Annotated in this window: 25 protein-coding genes and 1 tRNA gene; 12 read left to right on the top strand and 14 right to left on the bottom strand. The window is 64.7% G+C overall.

From position 1 onward, the window contains the following. Positions 1 to 217: 217 nt before the first annotated feature. The 6 genes from AC5RTB_RS06030 to AC5RTB_RS06005 form a co-directional block, all read right to left on the bottom strand. Positions 218 to 1312, bottom strand: a complete 1095-nt coding sequence (locus AC5RTB_RS06030; RefSeq protein WP_494060171.1) for a GNAT family N-acetyltransferase — start codon at positions 1310 to 1312, stop codon at positions 218 to 220. 120 nt (positions 1313 to 1432) lie between these two features. Beyond that, positions 1433 to 2140, bottom strand: a complete 708-nt coding sequence (gene rplA, locus AC5RTB_RS06025) for a 50S ribosomal protein L1 (protein ID WP_494060170.1) — start codon at positions 2138 to 2140, stop codon at positions 1433 to 1435. A 202-nt stretch (positions 2141 to 2342) separates the two neighbouring features. Next, positions 2343 to 2771 carry a 50S ribosomal protein L11 gene (gene rplK, locus AC5RTB_RS06020; RefSeq protein ID WP_490889702.1) on the bottom strand — a complete coding sequence of 143 codons (429 nt, stop codon included), beginning with the start codon at positions 2769 to 2771 and terminating at the stop codon, positions 2343 to 2345. Positions 2772 to 2890: 119 nt separating this feature from the next. Continuing rightward, positions 2891 to 3739, bottom strand: coding sequence for a transcription termination/antitermination protein NusG (gene nusG / locus AC5RTB_RS06015; protein WP_494060169.1), 849 nt, complete (start codon positions 3737 to 3739; stop codon positions 2891 to 2893). Positions 3740 to 3799: 60 nt separating this feature from the next. Then, positions 3800 to 4060, bottom strand: coding sequence for a preprotein translocase subunit SecE (gene secE, locus AC5RTB_RS06010; protein WP_494060168.1), 261 nt, complete (start codon positions 4058 to 4060; stop codon positions 3800 to 3802). Positions 4061 to 4165: 105 nt separating this feature from the next. Then, a tRNA-Trp gene (locus AC5RTB_RS06005) sits at positions 4166 to 4238 on the bottom strand. Between the two features lie 283 nt (positions 4239 to 4521). Between AC5RTB_RS06005 and AC5RTB_RS06000 the strand changes: the two genes are divergently transcribed. Further along, the gene (locus tag AC5RTB_RS06000) at positions 4522 to 5754 is read left to right on the top strand and encodes a pyridoxal phosphate-dependent aminotransferase (RefSeq protein ID WP_494060167.1); all 1233 of its coding nucleotides are present in this window, start codon (positions 4522 to 4524) and stop codon (positions 5752 to 5754) included. A 136-nt stretch (positions 5755 to 5890) separates the two neighbouring features. On the opposite strand, the gene AC5RTB_RS05995 is transcribed toward AC5RTB_RS06000, so the two are convergent. Together AC5RTB_RS05995 and AC5RTB_RS05990 are read right to left on the bottom strand one after the other, a co-directional pair. Further along, on the bottom strand, positions 5891 to 6541 hold the full coding sequence (locus tag AC5RTB_RS05995) for a LuxR C-terminal-related transcriptional regulator (protein WP_494060166.1): 651 nt from the start codon (positions 6539 to 6541) through the stop codon (positions 5891 to 5893). Continuing rightward, complete coding sequence (locus AC5RTB_RS05990) at positions 6534 to 7778, bottom strand: ATP-binding protein (protein ID WP_494060165.1); 1245 nt, start codon at positions 7776 to 7778, stop codon at positions 6534 to 6536. The genes AC5RTB_RS05995 and AC5RTB_RS05990 overlap by 8 nt, the downstream gene beginning before the upstream one ends. Positions 7779 to 7902: 124 nt before the next feature. Between AC5RTB_RS05990 and AC5RTB_RS05985 the strand changes: the two genes are divergently transcribed. The 5 genes from AC5RTB_RS05985 to AC5RTB_RS05965 all read left to right on the top strand — a co-directional run bounded on the left by AC5RTB_RS05985 (position 7903) and on the right by AC5RTB_RS05965 (position 11906). Then, positions 7903 to 9429, top strand: a complete 1527-nt coding sequence (locus AC5RTB_RS05985) for a PspC domain-containing protein (protein ID WP_494060164.1) — start codon at positions 7903 to 7905, stop codon at positions 9427 to 9429. Then, entirely contained in the window at positions 9426 to 9644 is a 219-nt protein-coding gene (locus tag AC5RTB_RS05980) for a hypothetical protein (RefSeq protein WP_494060163.1), read from the top strand. The genes AC5RTB_RS05985 and AC5RTB_RS05980 overlap by 4 nt, the downstream gene beginning before the upstream one ends. A gap of 63 nt (positions 9645 to 9707) precedes the next feature. Then, on the top strand, positions 9708 to 9950 hold the full coding sequence (locus tag AC5RTB_RS05975; RefSeq protein WP_494060162.1) for a PspC domain-containing protein: 243 nt from the start codon (positions 9708 to 9710) through the stop codon (positions 9948 to 9950). Positions 9951 to 10082: 132 nt separating this feature from the next. Beyond that, a complete protein-coding gene (locus AC5RTB_RS05970; RefSeq protein ID WP_490889720.1) occupies positions 10083 to 11108 on the top strand; it encodes a 6-phosphofructokinase in 1026 nt (341 codons plus the stop codon). A gap of 60 nt (positions 11109 to 11168) precedes the next feature. Then, the gene (locus tag AC5RTB_RS05965) at positions 11169 to 11906 is read left to right on the top strand and encodes a GNAT family N-acetyltransferase (RefSeq protein WP_494060161.1); all 738 of its coding nucleotides are present in this window, start codon (positions 11169 to 11171) and stop codon (positions 11904 to 11906) included. Here AC5RTB_RS05965 and AC5RTB_RS05960 read toward each other — a convergent pair. From AC5RTB_RS05960 to AC5RTB_RS05945, 4 genes are all read right to left on the bottom strand, one after another. Next, complete coding sequence (locus AC5RTB_RS05960; protein ID WP_494060160.1) at positions 11903 to 12304, bottom strand: ankyrin repeat domain-containing protein; 402 nt, start codon at positions 12302 to 12304, stop codon at positions 11903 to 11905. The two genes, AC5RTB_RS05965 and AC5RTB_RS05960, sit on opposite strands and share 4 nt — an antisense overlap. Then, positions 12301 to 13386: a CAF17-like 4Fe-4S cluster assembly/insertion protein YgfZ gene (gene ygfZ / locus AC5RTB_RS05955; RefSeq protein ID WP_494060159.1), complete on the bottom strand. Its 1086-nt coding sequence runs from the start codon at positions 13384 to 13386 to the stop codon at positions 12301 to 12303. The genes AC5RTB_RS05960 and ygfZ overlap by 4 nt, the downstream gene beginning before the upstream one ends. A gap of 63 nt (positions 13387 to 13449) precedes the next feature. Then, positions 13450 to 14049: a heme-binding beta-barrel domain-containing protein gene (locus AC5RTB_RS05950; RefSeq protein WP_494060158.1), complete on the bottom strand. Its 600-nt coding sequence runs from the start codon at positions 14047 to 14049 to the stop codon at positions 13450 to 13452. A 188-nt stretch (positions 14050 to 14237) separates the two neighbouring features. Beyond that, a complete protein-coding gene (locus tag AC5RTB_RS05945; RefSeq protein WP_494060157.1) occupies positions 14238 to 14975 on the bottom strand; it encodes a hypothetical protein in 738 nt (245 codons plus the stop codon). Positions 14976 to 15223: 248 nt separating this feature from the next. On the opposite strand from AC5RTB_RS05945, the gene AC5RTB_RS05940 reads away from it, so the two are divergent. Further along, on the top strand, positions 15224 to 15928 hold the full coding sequence (locus tag AC5RTB_RS05940) for a winged helix-turn-helix transcriptional regulator (protein WP_494060156.1): 705 nt from the start codon (positions 15224 to 15226) through the stop codon (positions 15926 to 15928). 141 nt (positions 15929 to 16069) lie between these two features. Here the strand turns inward: AC5RTB_RS05940 and AC5RTB_RS05935 are convergent, their stop codons facing one another. Both AC5RTB_RS05935 and AC5RTB_RS05930 read right to left on the bottom strand, forming a co-directional pair. Continuing rightward, positions 16070 to 16261: an alpha/beta fold hydrolase gene (locus AC5RTB_RS05935; protein ID WP_494060155.1), complete on the bottom strand. Its 192-nt coding sequence runs from the start codon at positions 16259 to 16261 to the stop codon at positions 16070 to 16072. Then, positions 16219 to 16800: an alpha/beta fold hydrolase gene (locus AC5RTB_RS05930; RefSeq protein ID WP_494060154.1), complete on the bottom strand. Its 582-nt coding sequence runs from the start codon at positions 16798 to 16800 to the stop codon at positions 16219 to 16221. Before AC5RTB_RS05930 ends, AC5RTB_RS05935 begins: the two co-directional genes overlap by 43 nt. 138 nt (positions 16801 to 16938) lie before the next feature. Here AC5RTB_RS05930 and mshD point away from each other — a divergent pair, with 138 nt between their 5' ends. The 5 genes from mshD (at position 16939) to AC5RTB_RS05905 (ending at position 22599) form a co-directional block, all read left to right on the top strand. After that, positions 16939 to 17928, top strand: coding sequence for a mycothiol synthase (gene mshD, locus AC5RTB_RS05925; RefSeq protein WP_494060153.1), 990 nt, complete (start codon positions 16939 to 16941; stop codon positions 17926 to 17928). Positions 17929 to 18001: 73 nt separating this feature from the next. Then, a complete protein-coding gene (locus AC5RTB_RS05920) occupies positions 18002 to 20227 on the top strand; it encodes an RNA degradosome polyphosphate kinase (protein WP_494060152.1) in 2226 nt (741 codons plus the stop codon). A 2-nt stretch (positions 20228 to 20229) separates the two neighbouring features. After that, positions 20230 to 21192 (top strand): NUDIX hydrolase, encoded by a 963-nt coding sequence (locus AC5RTB_RS05915; protein WP_494060151.1) that lies wholly within the window; start codon positions 20230 to 20232, stop codon positions 21190 to 21192. Between the two features lie 25 nt (positions 21193 to 21217). Further along, positions 21218 to 22027 carry a thymidylate synthase gene (locus tag AC5RTB_RS05910; RefSeq protein ID WP_494060150.1) on the top strand — a complete coding sequence of 270 codons (810 nt, stop codon included), beginning with the start codon at positions 21218 to 21220 and terminating at the stop codon, positions 22025 to 22027. Further along, complete coding sequence (locus AC5RTB_RS05905) at positions 22024 to 22599, top strand: dihydrofolate reductase (RefSeq protein ID WP_494060149.1); 576 nt, start codon at positions 22024 to 22026, stop codon at positions 22597 to 22599. Before AC5RTB_RS05910 ends, AC5RTB_RS05905 begins: the two co-directional genes overlap by 4 nt. The last annotated feature ends 19 nt before the right edge of the window (positions 22600 to 22618 follow it).

Here is a 22618-nt window from a genome sequence, read left to right as displayed (position 1 = left end):
GCGCAGATGCACGGGGCAATACCTGAGCAGAACGCATTGTTCTGCGGAAGGAAGAGCTTCGTTCACCTGCGCTGGCCGCCCTGACGGGAACTTTCAGATGGACACCATAAAGCTGAACGAATTCGGGCTTGGGGTGTTCATCGACCGACGGTCTTTGGTGCTACAAGCTTACGGGACAGCGGCGGGGCGGCCAAATCGGCGGCCGCGCCCTCCAGCGTCATGCAGTTTGCAGTTTCTTCTGCCACGCCGCCGTATAGCCAACGGGTTTGAACCCCAGCTCGATATTCACGTCGAGCATGTGCCGGTTCTCTTCTGCGTTCCAGGTGTAAATGCGTTGTGTTTCCGGCCAGACGTCGACGACAGCGAGCAGGTTGGCAGCCTTCAGCCACATCCCGAGGCGGTGCCCCCGGTGCGAGGACAGCACCAGCGTGTCTTCCTGGTAGACGATGTCCGGCTTTTCCGAGCGCCTCTCCAGAATCGTGTGACCCACCAGCCTCCCGCTCGGCCTGTGCAGCACGGTCCGGACGAGGCTGCTGCCACCCTCACGCGCCAGGCGGTCCTCGTCCTCACGGACGCGGGAACCGTCCCAGGATTCCTCCTCCCAGTCCAGTTCACCCAGCGGAATGTCGGTGCTCATGGTTTGGCGTAGCTGGGCGTACTCCTCGAGCAAACCACCCGGGCAGTGATCAACCCAATCGACAACGGCGTAGTCCGGTCCCGCGGCCCGCTCGGCGTCGTCGGCAAGCACCTTGAGCCTGCCACGATCCCGGTGGACAGGCAGGATGCTGCAGCGGTCCACTTGCGCCAGGGTAAAACCACGTGATGTGGCGAATCGCGCGGGTAGGGACTTCGCGGGGAAGGCCCCGGCACCCGTTGCCGGAATGAGCACGTCAGCGGAAGGATCGAAATCGGCGCGGTGGTCCGTCCACGCCATGATCGTGGTCCGGCCCCGTGACCGCGCATGGTTCTCCACCGCCTCATAGAGAGCGGACCCCAAGCCCTGGCAGCGGCGCTCCGGGTGGACAATCACCAGCGCATAGCAGGTCTGCAGGTTGTCCCGAAGAGGTACATCCACCACGGCTTTCCCAACCACCTGCTCTCCCTCGTACGCCAGGAAGATTCTGCGTTCCTCAAAGTCGTTGGGCCTGGAGCTTTCATAGCGCGTTTCGGCCGTATGGCAATGGTCCTCGTTACCCCACACCTCCCGCTCAATGAGGTTACTTAGATCAGAAGCGGCAATGAACGGAAGCGCCTCGGGGACTGCCAGCGATTCGGGCAACACATACGGCTGAATAGTCGCTGTAGTGGTCATGACAAGAATCATCGTTCAGCGATTGGGAATTGTCAATCACTTGATCGCAGGAACCCTGATCGATAACCCATGAAAAAGGGCGGGTGCAGCATCGCTGCACCCGCCCTTTTTTTCAGTCGCTTATGCGTCTGCGAGGACCTTGGTGACGTTGGGGTCAACCGAGATGCTCGGTCCGAAGGTGGTGGTAACGGTTGCCTTCTGGATGTAGCGGCCCTTCGAGGCGGACGGCTTCAGGCGAAGCACTTCCTCGAGCGCGATCGCGTAGTTCTCGGCGAGCTTGCGGGCATCGAATGACACCTTGCCGATGATGAAGTGAAGGTTGGAGTGCTTGTCGACGCGGAAGTCGATCTTTCCACCCTTGATGTCGGTGACAGCCTTCGTCACGTCGGGGGTCACGGTGCCGGTCTTGGGGTTAGGCATGAGGTTACGGGGACCCAGTACCTTTCCGAGACGGCCGACCTTGCCCATGAGGTCCGGTGTGGCGACCGCTGCGTCGAAATCGACCCAGCCGCCGGCTACCTTCTCGATCATGTCGTCGGATCCGACGAAGTCAGCGCCGGCAGCGATTGCTGCTTCAGCCTTGTCGCCGGTTGCGAAAACCAGGACGCGCTTGGTCTTACCGGTGCCGTGGGGCAGGTTGACGGTGCCGCGCACCATCTGGTCTGCCTTGCGAGGGTCAACGCCGAGGCGGAAAGCCACCTCAACCGTTGCGTCGAACGACGAAGGGTTGGTGTCCTTCGCCAGGGCCACTGCCTCTACCGGCGCGTACTGCTTGTTCGCGTCGATCTTGGCGGCAGCTGCCTCATATGCCTTGCTGCGCTTTGCCATCTGCTCTTTCTCCTTATGCAGTCGTGGTCTGCGGACCGCGCTGGGCCCTGCCACAGACATTCCGTGCCGGTGCGGCGCGGTGTCTTTCTTGGTTGTTTATTGCTCGTCGCCGTTAGACGACAGCGTTCGATTGTCGACTAACGTGCGGGGCTTGCTCCCGGCGGACCCTCGTTCCTCGGCTCCACCGTACGCAATCTCCTCGTTAGACGACGGTGATGCCCATCGACCGGGCGGTACCGGCGATGATCTTCGCCGCTGCCTGGACGTCGTTGGCGTTGAGGTCTTCCATCTTCATGGTGGCGATTTCCTCAACCTGCGCCTGGGTCAGCTTGGCAACCTTGACGGTGTGCGGCGTAGCCGAACCCTTCTGGACGCCGGCGGCCTTCTTGATCAGCTCAGCAGCCGGAGGGGTCTTGGTAACGAAGGTGAACGAGCGGTCCTCGTACACCGTGATTTCGACGGGGATAACGTTCCCGCGCTGGGATTCTGTTGCGGCGTTGTATGCCTTGCAGAACTCCATGATGTTGACACCGTGCTGGCCAAGCGCAGGACCGATCGGAGGAGCCGGGTTAGCGGCGCCTGCCTGGATCTGCAGCTTGATGAGGCCGGTGACCTTCTTCTTGGGGGCCATGAAAGGGTCCTTTTCTTACATTTCGTTCCTCGGGACAGGAGCGTCCCGGGGATGATGACCGCCATGGCGTGGCGGCCGGCCGTCCTGACGGGCCAAAGCGAACCCGACGAAGACGAAGTCTATTGGATCTTGGTTACCTGATTGAACGAGAGAGTAACCGGTGTCTCGCGCTCGAAGATCGACACCAGAACAACCAACTGCTGTGATTCGGGCTTGATCTCGGAGATGGTGGCCGGAAGGGTTTCGAACGGACCCTCGTTGACGGTCACCGACTCGCCGACCTCGAAGTTCACCATGGTCGGCGTGGCCTGGGCACGCGCAGGCTTTCCGGCCTCGGCGCCGGTCTTCACAATGGTGTGCTCCAGCATGGAAAAGACCTCGTTGAGGCTCAGCGGCACGGGATCATGGGCGTTGCCGACGAACCCGGTGACGCCGGGAGTGTGGCGGACCGCGCCCCACGACTCATCCGTGAGATCCATGCGCACCAGCACGTAGCCGGGGATACGGACACGGTTGACGATCTTGCGCGTGGTGTTCTTGATTTCCACGACTTCTTCCATGGGCACCTGGATCTCGAAGATGTAATCTTCCATGTCCAGCGTCTGGATACGGGTTTCCAGGTTTGCCTTCACGCGGTTCTCGTAACCGGCGTAGGAGTGGATCACGTACCAGTCGCCCTCCTGGCGACGAAGCTTGGCCTTGAAATCCGCGACGGGATCGACCTCAGGTTCCTGCGCCTCGTCGGCGTCGCTACCGGCTGCATCTTCAGCGGAATCCCCGGATGCTTCTTCAGCGGAATCCCCGGCAGGCTCGTCAGCTGCATCCTCCTCGAAGGAGAGGTCATCGATGTCCGCGGGCGCAGCGGCATCAGCAGGGGCGTCATCCGCACCTGCTGCAGTTACCTGATCCTCGGTACCCAGATCTTCCTCGTCGGTTGTGATCTGTCGTTCGAGTTCTTGCTCGGACACCTAGCTGCCTGCTTTCTGGATTGCTGTGCTTGCTCGATACTGCCTTTTATGGGGCAGAAACTAGCTGTCGCCGCCAAAGACCCACACTGCGCCGGTGCCGAACAGGAAGTCCAACCCGGTCACGATGAGCATCATGATGATCACGAACACCATGACTGTGATGGTGAACCGGACCAGTTCCTTGCGGGTGGGTACAACCACCTTGCGCAGTTCGGCGATGACCTGCCGTACAAAAAGGATGATTCGACCGAAGAATCCACGCTTGGGATTCTCGTTGCCGGCGGGGTTTCCCTTGGAGCTGCTCGCAGCCGTATCGGTCACCTTCAACCTCACCAATCTTGTAGGTACCTGAGCTGGCCGCACTGACCCATCACTCATAGAGCGTTCAACGCCGCACTGCCGCATGCTGACCATGACGGTGATGCGCAGGGCAGACAGGACTCGAACCTGCAACCTGCGGTTTTGGAGACCGCTGCGCTACCAATTGCGCCACTACCCTTTGGAGTGAAGCTTCACCGTTGCTCATGCCCTGTGCGGAGATTCCGTCGTACAGATTCCGCGGTGCGGGCATGAACCATCATGGCGACTTCAACACCGAGGAACCAGTCTACGCAATCAGGGACGCAACGTCGAACCGGGCCGGGCGCACGCCTACTGACGCCCGCGCCGCCCGTCATTCTCCCCGCCATTCGACGCGTCGTAGAGGTGGCGGTTCAGGGGTGAACCCCTAAGCTGGTGTGGACTCACCCTCACACCCACCCAAGTCGACTGATGGGAAGACAATGACTGCCGCTGATGCCCTGTCCCAGCACTCCAACGGACGCGTGTCCCAGCGGATCGGCGCTATCGCCGAGTCCGCTACCCTCGCCGTTGATGCAAAGGCAAAGGCGCTCAAGGCTGCCGGGCGCCCTGTGATCGGTTTCGGCGCCGGCGAACCGGACTTTCCCACACCCGATTACATCGTGGATGCGGCGATAGAAGCCGCGCGGCAGCCCCGGTTCCACCGCTACTCCCCCGCAGGAGGGTTGCCCGAGCTGAAGCAGGCCATCGCGGAGAAGACGCTGCGCGATTCGGGATATCAGGTTGACCCCGCGCAGGTGCTGGTGACCAACGGCGGCAAACAGGCAGTTTACGAGTCCTTCGCTACACTGCTTGATCCGGGCGACGAGGTGCTGGTCCCGACCCCTTACTGGACCACCTACCCCGAAGCCATCCGGCTGGCCGGAGGCGTCCCCGTCGAGGTATTCGCGGGTCCCGAGCAGTCCTACCTGGCGACCATCGACCAGCTGGAAGCCGCGCGCACGCCCCGCACGAAGATCCTGCTGTTTGTTTCCCCGTCCAACCCGACCGGGTCGGTGTACTCCCCGGAACAGGTGCGGGAGATCGGCGAGTGGGCAGCGGCGAACGGCCTGTGGGTCGTCACGGACGAGATCTACGAGCACCTCACATACGACGACGTCCCGTTCACCTCCATCGCAACGGCGGCCCCTTCGCTGGGCGACCGCGTAGTGATCCTCAACGGGGTGGCCAAGACTTACGCAATGACCGGTTGGCGCGTGGGCTGGATGATCGGTCCGAAGGACGTGGTGAAGGCGGCAACGAACCTGCAGTCGCATGCGACGTCGAACGTTGCGAACGTGTCCCAGATGGCTGCTCTCGCCGCTGTATCCGGCCCGCTGACCGCAGTGGAGGAGATGAAGAAGTCCTTCGACCGCCGTCGTCGTGCCATGGTTTCAGGGCTGAACGAGATTGACGGTGTCCAGTGCCCCACTCCGCACGGTGCCTTCTATGCCTATGCGGACGTCAGGGAACTGCTGGGCCGGGAGCTTGCCGGTGCACGTCCGGCCACGTCGGCCGAACTTGCTGCCCTCATCCTCGACAAGGTTGAGGTGGCCGTGGTGCCAGGTGAGGCCTTTGGCCCAAGCGGATTCATCCGCCTCTCCTACGCACTCGGCGACGAAGACCTCGCCGAGGGCGTCGGCCGCCTTCAGGAGTTCCTGGGTAAAGCCCGCTGACTCGCTTCTGCCGCGCTGCGGCGGCCACCGCGGGCCCTGCCCGCTCCGCGATGCCCAACCACACCGGGGCATCGCGATGGCCGACGCAGCGCTAGTGCAGATCAGGTCAGGTCAGGGGCAAGCCTTGTCATAGAAGTTAAAGCAACCGGCGCTCGGCTGCCCAGCGGGTGAGCTCATGCCGTGAGGAGAGCTGCAGTTTTCTCAGGACGGCCGAGACGTGGGTTTCGACCGTCTTGATGGAGATGAACAGCTCCTTCGCGACCTCCTTGTAGCTGTAGCCCCGGGCGATCAGCCGCATCACTTCCAGCTCCCGTGCGGAAAGCCGGTCCAGTTCGCTTTCGGCTGCCGCGACGGCGGCAGTTCCGAAGGCATCGAGAACGAATCCGGCGAGCCTCGGCGAGAACACGGCGTCCCCCGACGCCACCCGCAGCACGGCGTCGGAAATGTCGGCACCCGTAATGGTCTTCGTGACATAGCCGCGAGCACCGGCCCGGATGACCGTGACCACGTCCTCGGCCGAGTCGGACACGCTGAGCGCGAGGAAACGGGTGGTCTGACCTACATCGGCGCATCCGGCGATCACCTCGGCGCCGCCGCCGCCCTTCCCGCCGGGAAGATGGACGTCGAGCAGGACCACCTGCGGCTGCTGGGCATGAATGACGGCGATCGCCTCCTCAACCGTGGCGGCCTCGCCGACCACCTCGACACGTGCGTCAAGGTCAGCCTTCACACCGGATCGGAAAATGGCGTGGTCATCGACCACGACGACGGTGATCGGCTCAGTCATGGGTAGCTCCTGCTTCCTCTTGGGGCATGGTCAGCTGTACTTCTGTTCCCGCGTCCGAACTGCGGATCCGGGCAGTCCCGCCGTGGCGCTGCATGCGGTTGATGACGGACTCCCGGATCCCCAGCCGGTCAGCGGGCACCTCGTTCACATCGAACCCCGCGCCGCGGTCGCGTACGAAGACCTCCGACCCGGCGGTTCCTGCCTCAAGATAGACCGAGACCGCACCGCCCGCATGTTTGGCCGCGTTGAGGATAGCCTCGCGTGTGGCCTGCACGAGGGCCTCCTGGCGCGGTGTCATGGGTGTGTCCCCGACGGACACGACGTCCACAGGATGTCCGTAGGCTTCTTCCACTTCCGCAGCGATCGCCTTGATGCGGTCGGCCAGATTGCCGGTCCGCTCGGCGGAGTCGGCATAGAGCCAGCGCCGCAGCTCACGTTCCTGGGCGCGTGCCAGACGCACAACGTCCTGCTCCGAGGCAGCCCGGTTTTGGATCAGCGCCAGCGTCTGCAACACCGAGTCGTGGAGATGGGCGGCAATCTCCGCCCGCTGGGTTTCACGGACGCGGGCAGAACGCTCCTCCTCGAGATCCCTCCAGAACTTCACACCCCATGGCGCCAGCACCAGCCCCACGCCGCCAAGTACCGCCGCCGTTGCGAGGAGAACCGGCCAGGTGAACTCCCACGACAGCGAGCCCGAAACCAGGATCAGCAGTCCGACCATCACCAGGACCAGGCCCGCTGCCAGCCGAGCCACGCCTTCAGCCCGGGTAGCGCCTGCGTGATTCATCAGCCTGGTTCGGCGGGTCTCGTCGAGCTGCGACCAGGCGAGGACCGCGCCGAGCGCCACCGCAGCGACCGGAACGAGCCAGCCCCACTGCACATTCACTCCGAGCTGCTGGGCGATGAAAGCCGCAGCAACCACGAGGAGTCCGACGCCGATCATCACCTCACGCCCGCCGGCCGTGCCGAATGAGCGCGCAGGCCTCGACTCCGGTCCCGCAAGGACCGGCGCACCCAGCCGCAGGCCGGCAGGAGTCGCCACGCCCCGCCGTCGTTCTTCCGCAGTGGGAACCAGCAGCCACAGCCAGCCATAGAGAACGACGCCGGCACCCCCCACCAGCGCAAGCGCAACCATCCCGATGCGGGCAGCCCGCTGCGATACTCCCAGGTGGACCGCCAGGCCCGAGCAGACGCCCGCAATGACGGCGTCATTGGAGCGAAGCAGCGGGGGTCTCATGAGTCAATCCAAGCACGGTCAGGGCCCGGTGTTACCCGTTATCAGGGGAATCCCGCGGGAGGTCAGGGGCGGTTCAGGGTCAGCCCCGATGGTTGGAACGGTGGCCGGGGATCAGGATGGAGATATGAACCCGCATCAGGACCCTTCTTCCTCACCCCGGGACGCTGACGACGCTCCGGACTCCCCCGCTGGCTCCACCCCAGACGCCGGTGCAAACCCGGACACTGCGTCCAGCGGCAACCCTGGCACCACGTCCGGCGGCAACCCGCACGCACCCGGCGGGAGCACGCGCATCGGCCCCGGTGCCGGTGCCGGTGCCGGTGCCGGTGCCGGCTTCTTCGGCTGGGTCCGAAGCCTGAGGATCGTTCGCGGCCAGGACCGCTGGATCGGCGGTGTCGCAACCGGCATTTCAGCCCGGACCGGACTGGACGTCATCCTCGTCCGCGGTCTCTTCGTGGTCCTCGCAATCTTCGGCGGAATCGGACTCCTCGCCTACGGACTGGCCTGGGCGCTGCTGCCCGAGCCCGACGGCCGCATCCACGCCGAATCCGCAGGGCGCGGCAGCTGGACCTCCGGCATGACCGGCGCCCTGGTGGTATCGCTCCTCGGCCTGTGGCGTCCTGACGCCCCCTTCTTCGGCAACACCGGCGGGTTCGGCGGTTTCATCTGGAGTCTGTTCTGGATCGGCGTGGCGGTGTTCATCGTCTACTGGATTTCCAACTCCAGCAGGAACAGGGCCGACGGCGGCTCCCGCACTCCTCCGGCCGGTACTGTACCGATGGGTCCGTTCCCTGCCGGCACTCCGTCCGCTAGCACTGCGTCCGCCAACACTGCTTCCACCGACACCGCTTCCGCCAACACCGCTACCGCCGGCAACGATTCCACCGACGCCTTTGCGCCGACTACCGACCCCACATACTCTTACGCCGGTTACTCCGGTTATACCGGCCCCGCCGCCAAGCCCGCGCCCAAACCGGTGGTACCGAGGCCCACGGGAGCCGACATCGCAATCTTCGTTGGCGGGGCGCTCCTCTGTGCGGCTCTGGTGCTTGTCCTTGACTACGTTGGATTCCTCGACCTCGGAGACAGCGTCATCGCCGTCGCACTGGCGACCGGCGTCGTCGTACTGGGGCTTGGAATCGTCCTGCTCGGCATCCGCGGACGTACTTCCGGGGCTCTAGGCTTCCTGGCGATGGTGGGCATCGTGGCCACCATCATCTCGTCTTCATCTCCCCCGACGGGTAACTGGGTCCTCGCCGACCAGGGCAGGTGGTCAATGACCGCCGCCAACCCGGCCTCAGGAGGCTACACCGTCGTCGTCGGACAGGGCCGGGTGGACCTGACGGGTCTCGGGGACATCACCGAAGACGTCATCATTCCAGTCAACGCAGCAGCAGGAAACGTCGGCATCCTCGTTCCGGAGGACGTACCGGTGGATGTGCGCTCCCGGATGGCGCTCAGCTCAACCGAGGTTGTCTCCGCAGATGACACAACGAGCGTCGGCGGCCTCTGGCAGCCCCGCACCCTTCGCCTGAATGAGGACGCGGAAGGCGCGCGCATCATCCTCGACGTGCGGGGTGTGGTCAGCCATATCACCGTCGCCACTACTGAAGAAGCACTCCGAGACACCGAAAGCAGGCAGGAACGATGAGCACCGCCTATCCGAACCAGCACGACGACGACGCCCGACCCCGCGCCGGCACCATCATCTGGGGAGCGCTCGCCATTGTCATTGGCCTGCTCGTCCTGGCGGGCGAGCTGACCGGTCTGGTGCTCGACCCCGTGCTCGTGGTCATGGTGCTCCTTGTAGGCACCGGTGTGGCCCTCATAGTCGGGGGCGTTCTCTCGATGAACCGCCGCAACTAAGTGCAGACCCCGGATATCCCATATTCCCGTGACAACCCCTCACCGATACGAAAGCATGGACCCATGGATCCCTTTTTCAACGCTCTCCGCTCTTCCCCCATCAAGCGCGCACCCGGCGGATGGTTCGGAGGAATCGCCTCCGGGATTGCCCTCAAGTTCGGCTGGCCCGTAGGGCTGGTGAGGATCGGCATCCTGCTCAGCTTCCTGCTGCCCGTCATCGGGCCTCCGCTGTATGTAGTGCTCTGGCTGCTGCTCCCCAAGACGGACGGAACAATCGCACTGGAGAAGCTCGTCTCGAACCGCTGATTGCACGTGCCGTGTGCCGCCGCGGAAGGCTTCACAAACATCCGCGGCGGTTCAGTGTGTCTAGAATCATACGGGGCTCAAGGAGGCGCCTGACCAACTTATCCGTCCCCAATTGATTGGAAAACGCCTTACATGAAGATCGGAATCCTCACCAGCGGAGGCGACTGCCCCGGGCTCAACGCTGTGATCCGCGGAGCTGTCCTCAAGGGCATCAAAACCGACGGCCTCGAGTTTGTGGGGTTCAGGGACGGTTGGCGGGGCGTCGTGGAAGGGGAGATCATCGATCTTCCCCGTCACATGGTGCGGGGCATTTCCAAGCAGGGCGGCACCATCCTGGGTACGTCCCGCACCAACCCGTTCGATGGCAACGGTGGACCCGACGCGATCAAGGCCACCCTTGACCGGCTTGGCATCGACGCATTGATCGCTATCGGCGGTGAAGGCACGCTCGCGGCCGCCAAGCGCCTCACCGACGCAGGTTTGAAGATCGTGGGCGTCCCGAAGACCGTCGATAACGACCTCGACGCCACCGACTACACCTTCGGCTTTGATACCGCAGTGCAGATCGCCACCGAGGCGATCGACCGGCTCCGCACCACCGGTGAGTCGCACTCCCGCTGCATGGTGGCTGAAGTGATGGGCCGTCACGTCGGCTGGATCGCACTTCACGCAGGCATGGCCTCGGGAGCGCACGCCATCCTCATCCCCGAACAGCAGACCTCCATCGAACAGGTCTGCGAGTGGGTCACCGATGCCCGCGACCGCGGACGTGCACCGCTGGTGGTCGTCGCTGAGGGGTTCGTCCCGTCCCACATGGAGCAGGCGCACTCCGAGCGCGGCCTGGATACCTTCGGCAGGCCCCGTCTGGGCGGCATCGCCGACCAGCTTGCACCCGAAATCGAAGCACGCACCGGCATCGAAACCCGCGCCACCATCCTCGGTCACATTCAGCGCGGCGGCGTCCCCTCCGCTTTTGACCGGGTGCTGGCGACCCGCCTCGGCATGGCCGCCGTCGACTCGGTCATCGATGGGCTGTGGGGAACCATGGTCTCCCTCAACGGCACGGAGATTGCACACGTGGGCTTCGAGGCAGCGCTGGGCAACCTCAAGCGCGTCCCTCAGCACCGTTACGACGAGGCGGCCATCCTCTTCGGGTAAGCACTGTCAGCTGGACCCCGCCAGTTCAGCCGGTTCACCCGATCGCGCTAACGTTGATCTATGAATCTCGAGATAAATCTCGAACCGGGCACCATCTCGATCATCCAGCTCGCCTGGTCCAGGCTGCTGGGGTTCGACGACGGCGCGATGGCCGGCGGCCCTGACCGCATCTACCGCGAGGACAACACCGCACCGCTGCTCACCTTCGTCTCACTCTTCGGGAAGGAAGCGCTGGTAGGGCCCACCTGGGCGCTGGATGCGGCCAAGGGTTTGTCGGGTGCAGAGCTGGCCCAGCATTCAACCCTGTTGTCCATGAGCCGGCCGCACGGCGGGCGGGGGCTCGGCGAATCTTTCCTGTACTTCTGCGACACCCTGCCGTCCTTCCCGGAGGACGGGCCTCCCGTCAGCAGCGACCCCGAGCACGCTGTTGCACTGGAACGGCTCTGCCCGCCGGACGATGTTGCCGAGGTCGGTTTGAGCGGTATGGAGCACAATTGCGTGCTTGTGGACGAGTCCCATGAACCGCTGCTCCTCCTCGCCGGCGCCGGCTACGACATTTGGGAGGGCATCCTCGCACACCTTGGGGTACTCACGGCACCGGCCGAACGCCGCCGGGGGTACGCGTCCTACGTTGCGTCGATCGCCGTCGAGGAATCGATGGCGGCCGGGCTCATCCCGCAGTGGCGTGCGCGCACGGATAACACGGCCTCACATCGGACGGCCCTCAGTGCGGGATTCATCCGCGCCGGGAGCCAGACCTCCGTTGTGCTGGAAGGCGATCCCGGGCAACCGGGTTAGTTGAAGAGTTCCAGCATCTCCGGCCGGCCGAACATGCCCGCGGCAGCGCGAGCCGACGGCGTTCCGGCGTCGGGATCCGCTCCTGCGCCGAGGAGGGTGACCACGACGTCGATATATCCCTTGAAGACTGCTCCGGCGAGGGGTGTCTGGCCGCGGTCGTTCGCCGAGTTGGCGTCGGCTCCGCGCGCCAGCAGGTCGGCAACCACCGATGTGTGACCGTTGTAGGCCGCCAGCATCACGAGGCTGTCCCCGGCAGCGTTGGTCAGGGTCGCCGGCACACCGGCGTCGAGATACTTGCGCAGGGTTGCGCCGTCGCCTTCCCGTGCTGCGTCCAGAAGCCGGTGAGCCAGCGCGATCGCCGCGTCGGCTGAGGAATCCGGGGTGCCCTGCTCGGTCATGCTCTGCCGCCTTTCAGCAGTCCTTTTGGACGGCCGACCACCTGGCCGGCGTCCGTGGCAACGATCAGTTCCTGGGCGGCGGCGTAATGCTCATCGCCGTCGACAACCTCTACGGCGGCATCCGGATCCACGCTGCGCTTGATGACCGCAAGGCCTACAGCGCCCATCTCGTAGTGCTGGCCGACGGAGGTCAGCGTGCCCACAGTCCGTCCACCAACGACGACGGCGCTCCCCCGCTCCGGCAGCGTGTGCTGGCTGCCGTCCAGCTGAAGGAAGACGAGCCGACGCGGCGGGTGCCCGAGGTTGTGGACCCGTGCGACTGTCTCCTGGCCTTTGTAGCAGCCCTTGGTCAGGTGGACTGCCGTGCGCAGGAGATCCAGCTCATGCGGGATGGTGCGCTCATCAGTCTCGATGCCCAGGCGCGGGCGCCAAGCCGCTATGCGCAGCGCTTCGGACGCCATCATGCCTGCCAGCTGGAGCCCGTCCACGGCTTCTGCGAGATCGGCGCGGGGAACCAGGTACTCCTGCCAGGGCCGCTCAGCACCCGGGTGTGAGTCCTCGGAGACAGCGCTGTAAGAGTAACCGCCCGAGCGGACGTGGGGCCAGGAGTCGACCCAGGTGATGTTGCCGCTGAAGCGCTCGACAGGCTTCACTGAACCGATCGTGGCCCATTCGGAGGTCACGTCCGCAATCTCGACGCGCAGCATGAACTTCATGCGATCCAGCCACTGCGCAAGCGGAGCAGCTTCCCAGGCTTCGGTGAGGAGCCAGGTGGTGGTGCCGTCGTCGACCACTTTGGGGCTGTACTCGATGCGTCCCTGCACGGTAAGCAGGAGCGTCTCGGTGGATTCACCCGGCACCAGGTCCAGGAGCAGCTGCGAGGAGAGGGTATTGAGCCAGCTCAACCGGTCAGGGCCTGAGACGGTCACGACGCCGCGGTGAGAGAGATCGACGACGGCCTCTCCGCGGGCGAGCGAACGCTGTTCGCGGAGGGGATCGCCGTAGTGCGCTGCCACGCCCTCATCGGGTGCGCCGGCAGCCACGGCGCCGCGCATGGAAAGAAGCGGGCTTGAGAAGGTCATACCGTTAGCAACGTCCTTGGATGGGAGTGGTATTCCGGCAGTGGGGCCAACTATCCGGACGGTTCAGGAGGTCTTCCTGAGTATTGCGGAAGCGTGCGGTTCCAGCGAGTTGCCGTCCGCGGCAATGTCCCAGCGCCAGTAGAGGTCCCCGTTGACCAGCCCGAACAGCCGTGTGGCAGCCGAGTAGTCCTTGGAGTGCTGCCCGCGCATCACGAGGTCGGTGGTGAGCTGGATCTGCGGGCCCTTGATGTTGCCGTAGTACAGCTCCGCGATCCCGCCCGGGTGGACGATGGTGGCCGTGATGTTGAACCCGCCCGCTTCATTACGGAACTGTTCAACCTCGTCGGCACTCTTCAGCGCGGGCACAATGTCCGCAGGCGACAGACCGGGGCCGACGTCGGCGTCGTTCAGTTTGCGGTCCAGCGCCCAGAAGCCGGTCTCCACGGACAGCGGACGCAGAGTGTTCCCCTCTTCATCCGTCAGCCAGCTCTCAGCCGTGTACTGCACGTAGGGCAGTCCATGCTGCACGAAGGTGGCACGCTGGAAGAAGTGTTCGGAATCCGCGTTGCCCTCACCCAATCTGCCGGAGCCCTCCCACGTGCCCAGCAACCAGGACAGGGGAACGAGCTCGGGGGTCAGGTCTGTGGGGATCTCAAACGACATGGATCAGCGTGGGTTACTTCTGGCCCTTGTACAGGCGTGCGATGACGAGTGCAGCGAAACCGGCCATGCCCAGGCCCGCGACGACCAGCAGCGAGATGAAGAAGATTTCCAGCGCAAGAAGTGACATGTTTCCATCCTAACGCCGTGTTTCATTCGCCCGCGCCACTATGAAGGGCGTGTGGGCGGTCTCAACTCAGCAGGAGCCGCTCAAGGAAGTACACGAGCGATCCCATGCCCAGGATGGGCGCCAGCCCGACGGCGAGGACCGACGCCGTGTCCAGGGGCTCCTCCCGGCTGACCACGAGGCGCCGGGCAGCCATGACGACGGCGCCGCACACCGCGCCGATGATTCCGGCGGCAAGCCCCTCCACGTCAGTGAATATCAACGCACACAACGGACCGGCGAGCGCGGCGAGGACAACGCCGAGCGGCCCGACCATGCGGTCCGGCCATGGAAGCAGGGCTGCGGCAATCGCCACCAGAACGCTGATTCCCGTGACGAGCGTGACGCCGGACGTCCCGGCGTTGATGCCGAGGTTCTCGATCGCAATCCAGCCCGCGCCCAGGGCGATGATCAGAACGCCGGAACTGGCTCCGAGCGTCGATTCGAGGCGCAGACTTTGACCTGTACCCCGGACGAGTTGGATGAGGAAGACAGCGCCGAGACCAAGCGCCACCGCAACCGGCAACCAGATAAGTGCTGCTCCGGAGGGAGACAGATAGGCAGCGGCGCAGGCGGCGAGCGCGCTGAGCGCGATGGCGGTGGACTGGCTCTTGCGCGCCGGAACACCCAGAAGGTACGGCCATCCGATCGCAGCCACCAGGATCAGAACGACGACGACGGCGGCGCTCACCTCCAATGACACGTAGGAGGCGCCGACGATAGCGATCAGAGCTACCGCCCCGACCAGTGCCGCCATCATCATTCTCACCCCTGCAATACTGCCTTACCCATGTGGGAGGCGTCGAAAGCGGCAGTCCGGAAGCTGCGTACGCCCTTGTCCGCATCGATTTCCCTACAGCGTGGTGGCCGCAGAATGTTACGGAGTGCAAAGAATCACACCGGTATACTGAACGGAATCCGCTGCGGGCCTGCCGGAACACCCCACTGCTCGCGGCACCCGGCCACCGTTGCGCCCGCCCGATGATGCGCGTCCCAATCCCTGGAGGACATATGCCGCACATCCTGATGCTGACGAACAGCCCGGGCTCGTCCGTGGAGATCCTCCCTGCGCTGGAGCTGCTCAACCACAAGGTGCACATCCTGCCCGCGGAGCCCACCGCCCTGCTTGATACCGAACCGTCCGACGTCGTCATCATCGATGCGCGCAAGGACCTCGTAGGAGCACGTTCACTGACCCAGCTGCTCCGGGCCACCGGACTGAGCGCCCCTATCATGCTGGTCCTCACCGAAGGCGGAATGGCAGCTGTCGCCGCCAACTGGCTGGCCGACGACGTTGTCTTGGACTCCGCCGGCCCCGCTGAGGTCGAGGCGCGCCTGCGGCTGGTGATTTCGCGGGCCAACACAGCGGCAGAGGAGGTGTCGAGCGAGATCCATGCCTCCGGCGTCGTCATCGATGAAGCCAGCTACACCGCACGGGTGGGCGGCGAACCGATGAACCTGACCTACAAGGAATTCGAGCTGCTGAAGTACCTTGCCCAGCACCCCGGCCGGGTTTTCACCCGGGACCAGCTACTGCACGAGGTGTGGGGTTACGACTACTACGGCGGCACGCGGACCGTGGACGTCCATGTGCGTCGCCTGCGTGCCAAGCTCGGTGCCGACCACGAGCAGCTGATCGGCACCGTGCGGAATGTGGGCTACCGGTTCACGCTGAGCCGGCAGTCGGACGACTCCGCGGTCAACCAGCAGGCATAAAGCCAGCAAAGATAAACAAAGACTCCCTCCCGCATCGCGGAGAGGGAGTCTTTTGTTGGTGGAGGACATACGGGTCGAACGTATCGAGGGTGCCCCACTGGCACATCCCCCCGGTTGCACTCTTTCGGGCGCTTGAAAAGCCTAACGCATCGCGCCGATGCCGCCAAAACCTCCCCGACCGTTGACAAGTACGTCCTGGTCGCTGCGCGGGACGAACGGGTCGCGGTCGCCCCAGATCAGAAGCGTCGGCGCGGTGATCCGGTCCAGGAGCGTGGCGGGGTCGGCATCGATCAGCCCGAGCAGCGTGTCCTTCCAGACCCGGGCGGGGACCATAGACTCTCGTCGACCAGGATTTCGAGGAGTTTCTCGGGCATGTGCTCCGGGGTGGTGGCGCGCACGAAGTCCTCGACGAACGCACGATCAAGCGGATCCCTGAGGAGCGCGATGGTGTGCTCCATTTCTGCGACGCCGGGCTTGCCGGCCAGGCTTGCCGGGGTGCTGATGAGCACCAGCCCGGACACCCGGTCAGGACTGTCGACGGCGAGGGCTTCGGCGACCAGTCCCCCGCTGGAGGCACCCACCAGGACCGCCCGGCGAAGGCCGACCGTGTCCATGAAGCCGACCAGGTCGGCGGCGAAGTCGGCGGGCCGGTAACCGTCGCGAGGCTTGTCCGCGTTGCCGTGGCCGCGTTGGGTCGGCGCGTAGCCGTGGATGAACGGCGGCAGGCGTTCAAGGACGGTTTGCAGATACCGCCAGGACTCCACCCACGCGTGCACAAACACTACGGCGATCCCGCCCGGATCCCCGACCTCTGCGTAAGGAAGTCTCAGCTGGCTGGTCACGGCCGCGGTCTTCACTGCAACACCCGTCATGGCCGCCTTCCTTCCGGAGGCTGTCGCCTCACCAACGCTGTGGATGGGGAACCTGCATCCATTGTCACCGGTCGACGAGTTCGCTTGCCACCTTCCGCTTCGTTCGCGTCGGCGCCCTCGCCCACTACGCTTGGTCCCATGACGGATGAAGTAACCACCTGGCCCATCCTCACCATCGGCGGCGCTCCGCGTTACGAGGTACTGGAGGACATTGTCGGCCTCGCCCGCGCCGCTGAGGACGCCGACGGTAACCCTCCCCTCTCTGAACAGACGCTGGTGAATCTGCGCGCTTCCCACGAGCACCCGGATTCACTGCTGGTCTTCGCTACCTACGCCAGTGATGGAGCCAGCGCCGGTGACGCTGATGAGGAACTGGCCGGTGTCGCTGTCGTCAGCCTTCCCCGCGCGGGGGGCCAACCGGGGGTGCTGGAACTCGTGGTCCGGCCCACCTACCGAAACCAGGGCGTCGGCACAAGCCTGGTTCGCGCCCTGCAGGACCATCAGTTGCCGGAGCTCCGGGCATGGTCGCACGGCAATCACGCCGCCGCCGTCGAACTCGCCGGCAAAGCAGGGTTCACGCCCGTACGCGAGCTGTGGCGGATGCGGCAGACGCGCGCAGCGCTCGAAGCATCGGTGCCCGACGCCGTCGTTCCTGACGGGGTCCGCCTGCGCGCTTTCGAACCGGGCCGCGACGAGCAAGCGTGGCTCGAAGCGAACGCCGCCGCTTTCGCCCACCACCCTGAGCAGGGCGCAATGACCCTCGAGGATCTGCAGGCGCGCTTGGCTGAGGACTGGTTCGATCCGAAGGGCCTGATACTGGCAGTCCGTGAATCGGATGACCAGCTGCTCGGCTTCCACTGGACCAAGGTGCACCCCCGCAGCGGCAAGCATCCCGCCATCGGCGAGGTTTATGTGGTGGGCGTGACCCCCTCCGCGCAAGGCATGGGACTCGGCAAGGCGCTGACGATTGCCGGGATCGATCATCTGCATGCCCTCGGACTGCAGGCCATAATGCTGTACGTAGACGCCGACAACACCGCCGCCGTCGCTCTCTACCGTTCGTTGGGCTTCACCCGGTGGGACGTCGATGTCATGTACGCGCCCGGCAATCAAGCGGACAACTTGTAAGGTTGGATTGGGCCTCGACCCGCCGTCCCACGGCAGGTAGGCGTGCCCCGCCGGAACCACAAAAGGAGACACTATGGAAGCCGAAACCGCCGCCCGGATCCCGGCACGGTATGGATCGTCAGAAGTGGCTCCAGCCCGCGCAACGCAGGACCGCATCGACATCCCTGACTTCGCGCCGAGCCTCCTGCCCTCAGGCGAAATTTCCCCGGACCGTTTCCTGGACCGCGAACTGAGCTGGCTCCATTTCAACGCCCGCGTCCTCGACCTCGCCGAGGATCCGGACCTTGCCCTGCTTGAACGGGTCAACTTCCTCTCGATCTTCGCCTCCAACCTGGACGAGTTCTTCATGGTGCGCGTGGCCGGTCTGAAACGCCGCATCGCCACGGGCCTGGCCGTGCCTTCTGCCGCCGGGATGAGTCCCATCGAGCAGCTCGAGACGATCATGACCGAGGGATTGGCGCTCCAGCGACGGCACGCCACAGTGTTCTCGAATCACATCCGGCCCGCACTCGCCGGCGAGAACATCCACCTCACCACGTGGGATCAGCTCGATCCCACGACGCAGGCCGAACTCAACACGCTGTTCGCGGAGAAGGTCTTCCCGATCCTGACACCGCTCGCGGTGGACCCTGCCCACCCCTTCCCATACATCTCCGGACTCTCGCTGAACCTCGCCGTCGTCGTGCGCAATCCGGTGAGCGACAAGGAACTCTTCGCACGTGTGAAGGTGCCCGACCAGTTGCCGCGGCTTGTCTCCGTGGATGGCCCCCGCGCGGGGAACGTGGCCGGCCGGACTGCCCGCTTCATTCCCCTGGAAGAGGTCATCGCCGTCCACCTGGACCAACTGTTCCCCGGAATGGAAGTCCTTGAGCACCACACTTTCCGCGTCACGCGCAACGAAGACCTTGAAGTGGAAGAAGACGACGCCGAGAACCTCCTGCAGGCGCTCGAAAAGGAACTCCTCCGGCGCCGCTTCGGTCCTCCGGTCCGGCTGGAAGTTACCACGGACATCAACCCGAGCATCCGGGCGCTGCTTTCGCGGGAGCTCGGCGTGGAGGAGGCCGAGGTCTATGACCTGCCGGCCCCGCTGGACCTGCGCGGGCTCACCGTGATTGCCGGCATCGACCGCGGCGACCTGCATTATCCGAAGCATGTGGCGCACACCAGCCGCGACCTCAACGAGAGCGAAACCTCGAAGGCGGCGAACGTCTTCGCTGCCATGCGGCGCCGCGACATCCTTCTGCACCACCCGTATGACTCCTTCTCCACCTCGGTTCAGGCGTTCCTCGAGCAGGCCGCGGTGGACCCGAAGGTCCAGGCAATCAAGCAGACCCTGTACCGCACCTCCGGTGACTCCCCCATCGTCGATGCGCTGATCGACGCCGCGGAGGCGGGCAAGCAGGTGCTGGCCCTGGTCGAGATCAAGGCCCGCTTCGACGAGCAGGCCAACATCTCCTGGGCGCGGAAGCTCGAGCAGGCCGGGGTCCATGTTGTGTACGGCATCGTGGGCCTGAAAACCCACTGCAAGCTCTCCCTTGTTGTGCGCCAGGAGATCGACGGACTTCGCCGCTACTGCCACATCGGCACCGGCAACTACCACCCGCGTACCGCCCGCTATTACGAGGATCTGGGGTTGCTGACCGCCAACCACCAGGTGGGCGAGGATCTCTCCCGGCTGTTCAACCAGCTCTCCGGGTATGCCCCCAAGTCAACGTTCAAGCGCCTTCTCGTGGCGCCGCGTTCCGTCCGTTCGGGCCTCATCGAACGCATCGAACAGGAAATCGCAAACCACCAGGCCGGGCTGGAGGCGCGCGTCATCATCAAGGTGAACTCGATTGTTGACGAAGCGCTCATCGACTCCCTGTACCGGGCGTCACAGGCCGGTGTGCGGGTCGATGTGATCGTTCGGGGAATCTGTTCGGTGCGCCCGGGCGTCCCCGGTCTCAGCGAAAACATCACCGTCCGCTCCGTCCTGGGCAGGTTCCTCGAACACTCCCGGGTCTTCGCCTTCGCCAACGCGGGCGATCCCGCCGTGTTCATCGGCTCCGCCGACATGATGCACCGCAACCTCGACCGTCGCGTGGAGGCCCTGGTCCAGCTGTCCTCGCCCGAGCACATCACGTACCTGATCTCTCTCATGGACCGTTACCTCGACAGTGGTACTGCGAGCTGGCACCTCGACAGTGACGGAGAGTGGATCCGCCATCACAAGGACGACGACGGCACGCCCCTGAGTGACGTGCAGTCCTGGCTGCTCGCCTCCCGCTCCCGCAGCCGTCTGCGGCCGGCCCGCCGGTGATCGTGCAGCCCGAAACAGCGATTGATAGCAGGCGGGGCAGGCACGGGGCCGCCGTCGTCGCTGCCGGTGCGCTCTGCTGGCGCAAGAGGTCCGGTGCGCTGGAAGTCCTGCTCATCCACCGACCCCGTTATGATGACTGGTCCTGGCCGAAGGGCAAGATCGACGTCGGTGAGACCACTCCCGAGTGCGCAGTACGCGAGGTCCGCGAGGAAATCGGCATCACCGTGAAGCTCGGTCTCCCGCTGCCGACCATCGAGTACCAGGTGTCGTCCGGGCTCAAGGTTGTGCACTACTGGGCTGCGAAGGCAGAGGGCCTGACGCCGGACCCCGACGGCAAGGAAGTCGACGATTTCCTGTGGTGTTCGGCCGAACGCGCCGCTGAGCTGCTCAGCAACCCCTCCGACCGGGAGCCCCTGGACGCTCTCGTCGAAGCATGTGCTGAAGACAACCTTGACACCTGGCCGCTGATCGTAGTCCGTCACGCGAAGGCCAAGCCTCGGTCCTCCTGGACGCGGGCCGAAGGTGAGCGCCCGCTTGCCGCGTCCGGACGGCGCCAGGCTCTGGCAGTGAGCCGGCTGCTGCAGGCGTGGTCGCCCGAGCGCATCGTCAGCAGCCCTTGGGACCGGTGCGTGCAGACGATCATGCCGTACGTGAAACGCTCCAACGCGAAGCTGAAACTCGTTGACGCCCTCACGGAACGTGATGCCGCCCGGAAACCGGCACGGGCAAGCAGCACGGTCGACAAACTCTTCGACCGGCGCGTCTCGGTAGCCGTGTGCAGCCACCGGCCGGTCCTGCCGCTGATACTCGACGTGCTCCGCACTCATATGCCGCCCCATCTCGGAAAGATGCTGCCGGTGTCGGACCCGTACCTCGCTCCCGGTGAGGCCATAATCTGCCAGGTGAGTTCCAGGAAGTCAGGGCAGGTCGTCTCGGTTGAGCAGTTCCGCGCCTATGACGACTGAAGTCGGCCCCCTTAGACTAAGTGCCGTGACTACCCCGGTTCCCACGCCCTATGAAGACCTGCTCCGCAACGTCCTTGCCAATGGCACGCCGAAAACGGACCGGACGGGGACCGGAACCCGCAGCGTCTTCGGACGGCAGTTGCGCTTTGACCTCTCGGAGTCCTTCCCCCTCATCACCACCAAGCGGGTGCACTTCAAATCGGTGGCCCTGGAGTTGTTGTGGTTCCTCCGCGGTGACTCCAACGTCCGCTGGCTGCAGGAGCGGGGGGTCCGGATCTGGAATGAATGGGCTGACGACGACGGTGAGCTCGGTCCCGTCTATGGAGTGCAGTGGCGTTCATGGCCCACGCCCGACGGCGGCCACATCGACCAGATTGAGCGCCTGATCGAGGGTCTGAAGGCCAATCCGGACTCCCGGCGGCACATTGTCTCGGCCTGGAACGTCGCCGAGATCGAGAACATGGCCCTGCCGCCCTGCCACGCCTTTTTCCAGTTCTATGTGGCGGACGGCAAACTCTCCTGCCAGCTGTACCAGCGCTCGGCCGACACCTTCCTGGGCGTGCCGTTCAACATTGCGTCCTATGCTCTGCTCACCCTCATGGTGGCGCAACAGGTGGGGCTGGAGCCCGGCGAGTTCGTCTGGACGGGCGGTGACGTGCACATCTACGACAGCCACCTTGAGCAGGTCGCGGAACAGCTCTCACGCGAGCCCTACCCCTACCCCACGCTGCGCCTCAACCGGAAGCCCGAGACCATCTTCGACTACGAGCTTGAGGACTTCACGGTGGAGAACTACCAGCACCACCCCACCATCAAGGCGCCGATCGCCGTATGAGCGAGCACGCGAACCTGACCGCGTCGGTCGGGACACCACTGGTCGGAATGATCTGGGCACAGACCATCGACGGCGTCATCGGTCGGGACGGCGGCATGCCGTGGCACTTGCCCGAGGATCTCGCGCATTTCAAGCGCACCACCGAGGGTCATCCCGTCATCATGGGAAGGCGCACGTGGGAGTCCTTCCCGGAGAAATACCGTCCGCTCCCCGGCCGCACGAACATCGTGGTGAGCAGGAAAAATCTGGATCCTGCCGACTACCCGGGTGCCGTCCTCGTCGGCTCGCTGGAGGAGGCGTTCAATCAGGCGCGCCGCAGCGAGGGCGCTGAAGAAGTCTGGATCATCGGTGGCGGCCAGGTCTACGCCGAGGCGGCGTCGCACGCCAATGCCGCGGTTGTGACGGTAATCGATACCTCGGCTGAGGGTGATACCTACGCGCCCGTGCTGGCGAACTCGTGGAACCTCACGAGGGTTGAGCCGTCCGAGGGCTGGACGACGGCGCAGAACGGCACCCGCTTCCGGATCAGTCTCTGGACCCGCCCGGACGCTGATGGGCTCGACGTCACTTAGAAAGTAACGGACTGAGGGA

The organism is Arthrobacter sp. M71 S08 (assembly GCF_059089725.1).
Note: the sequence above shows the minus strand (reverse complement) of the source record. Positions and strands in the feature narration are given on the sequence as shown.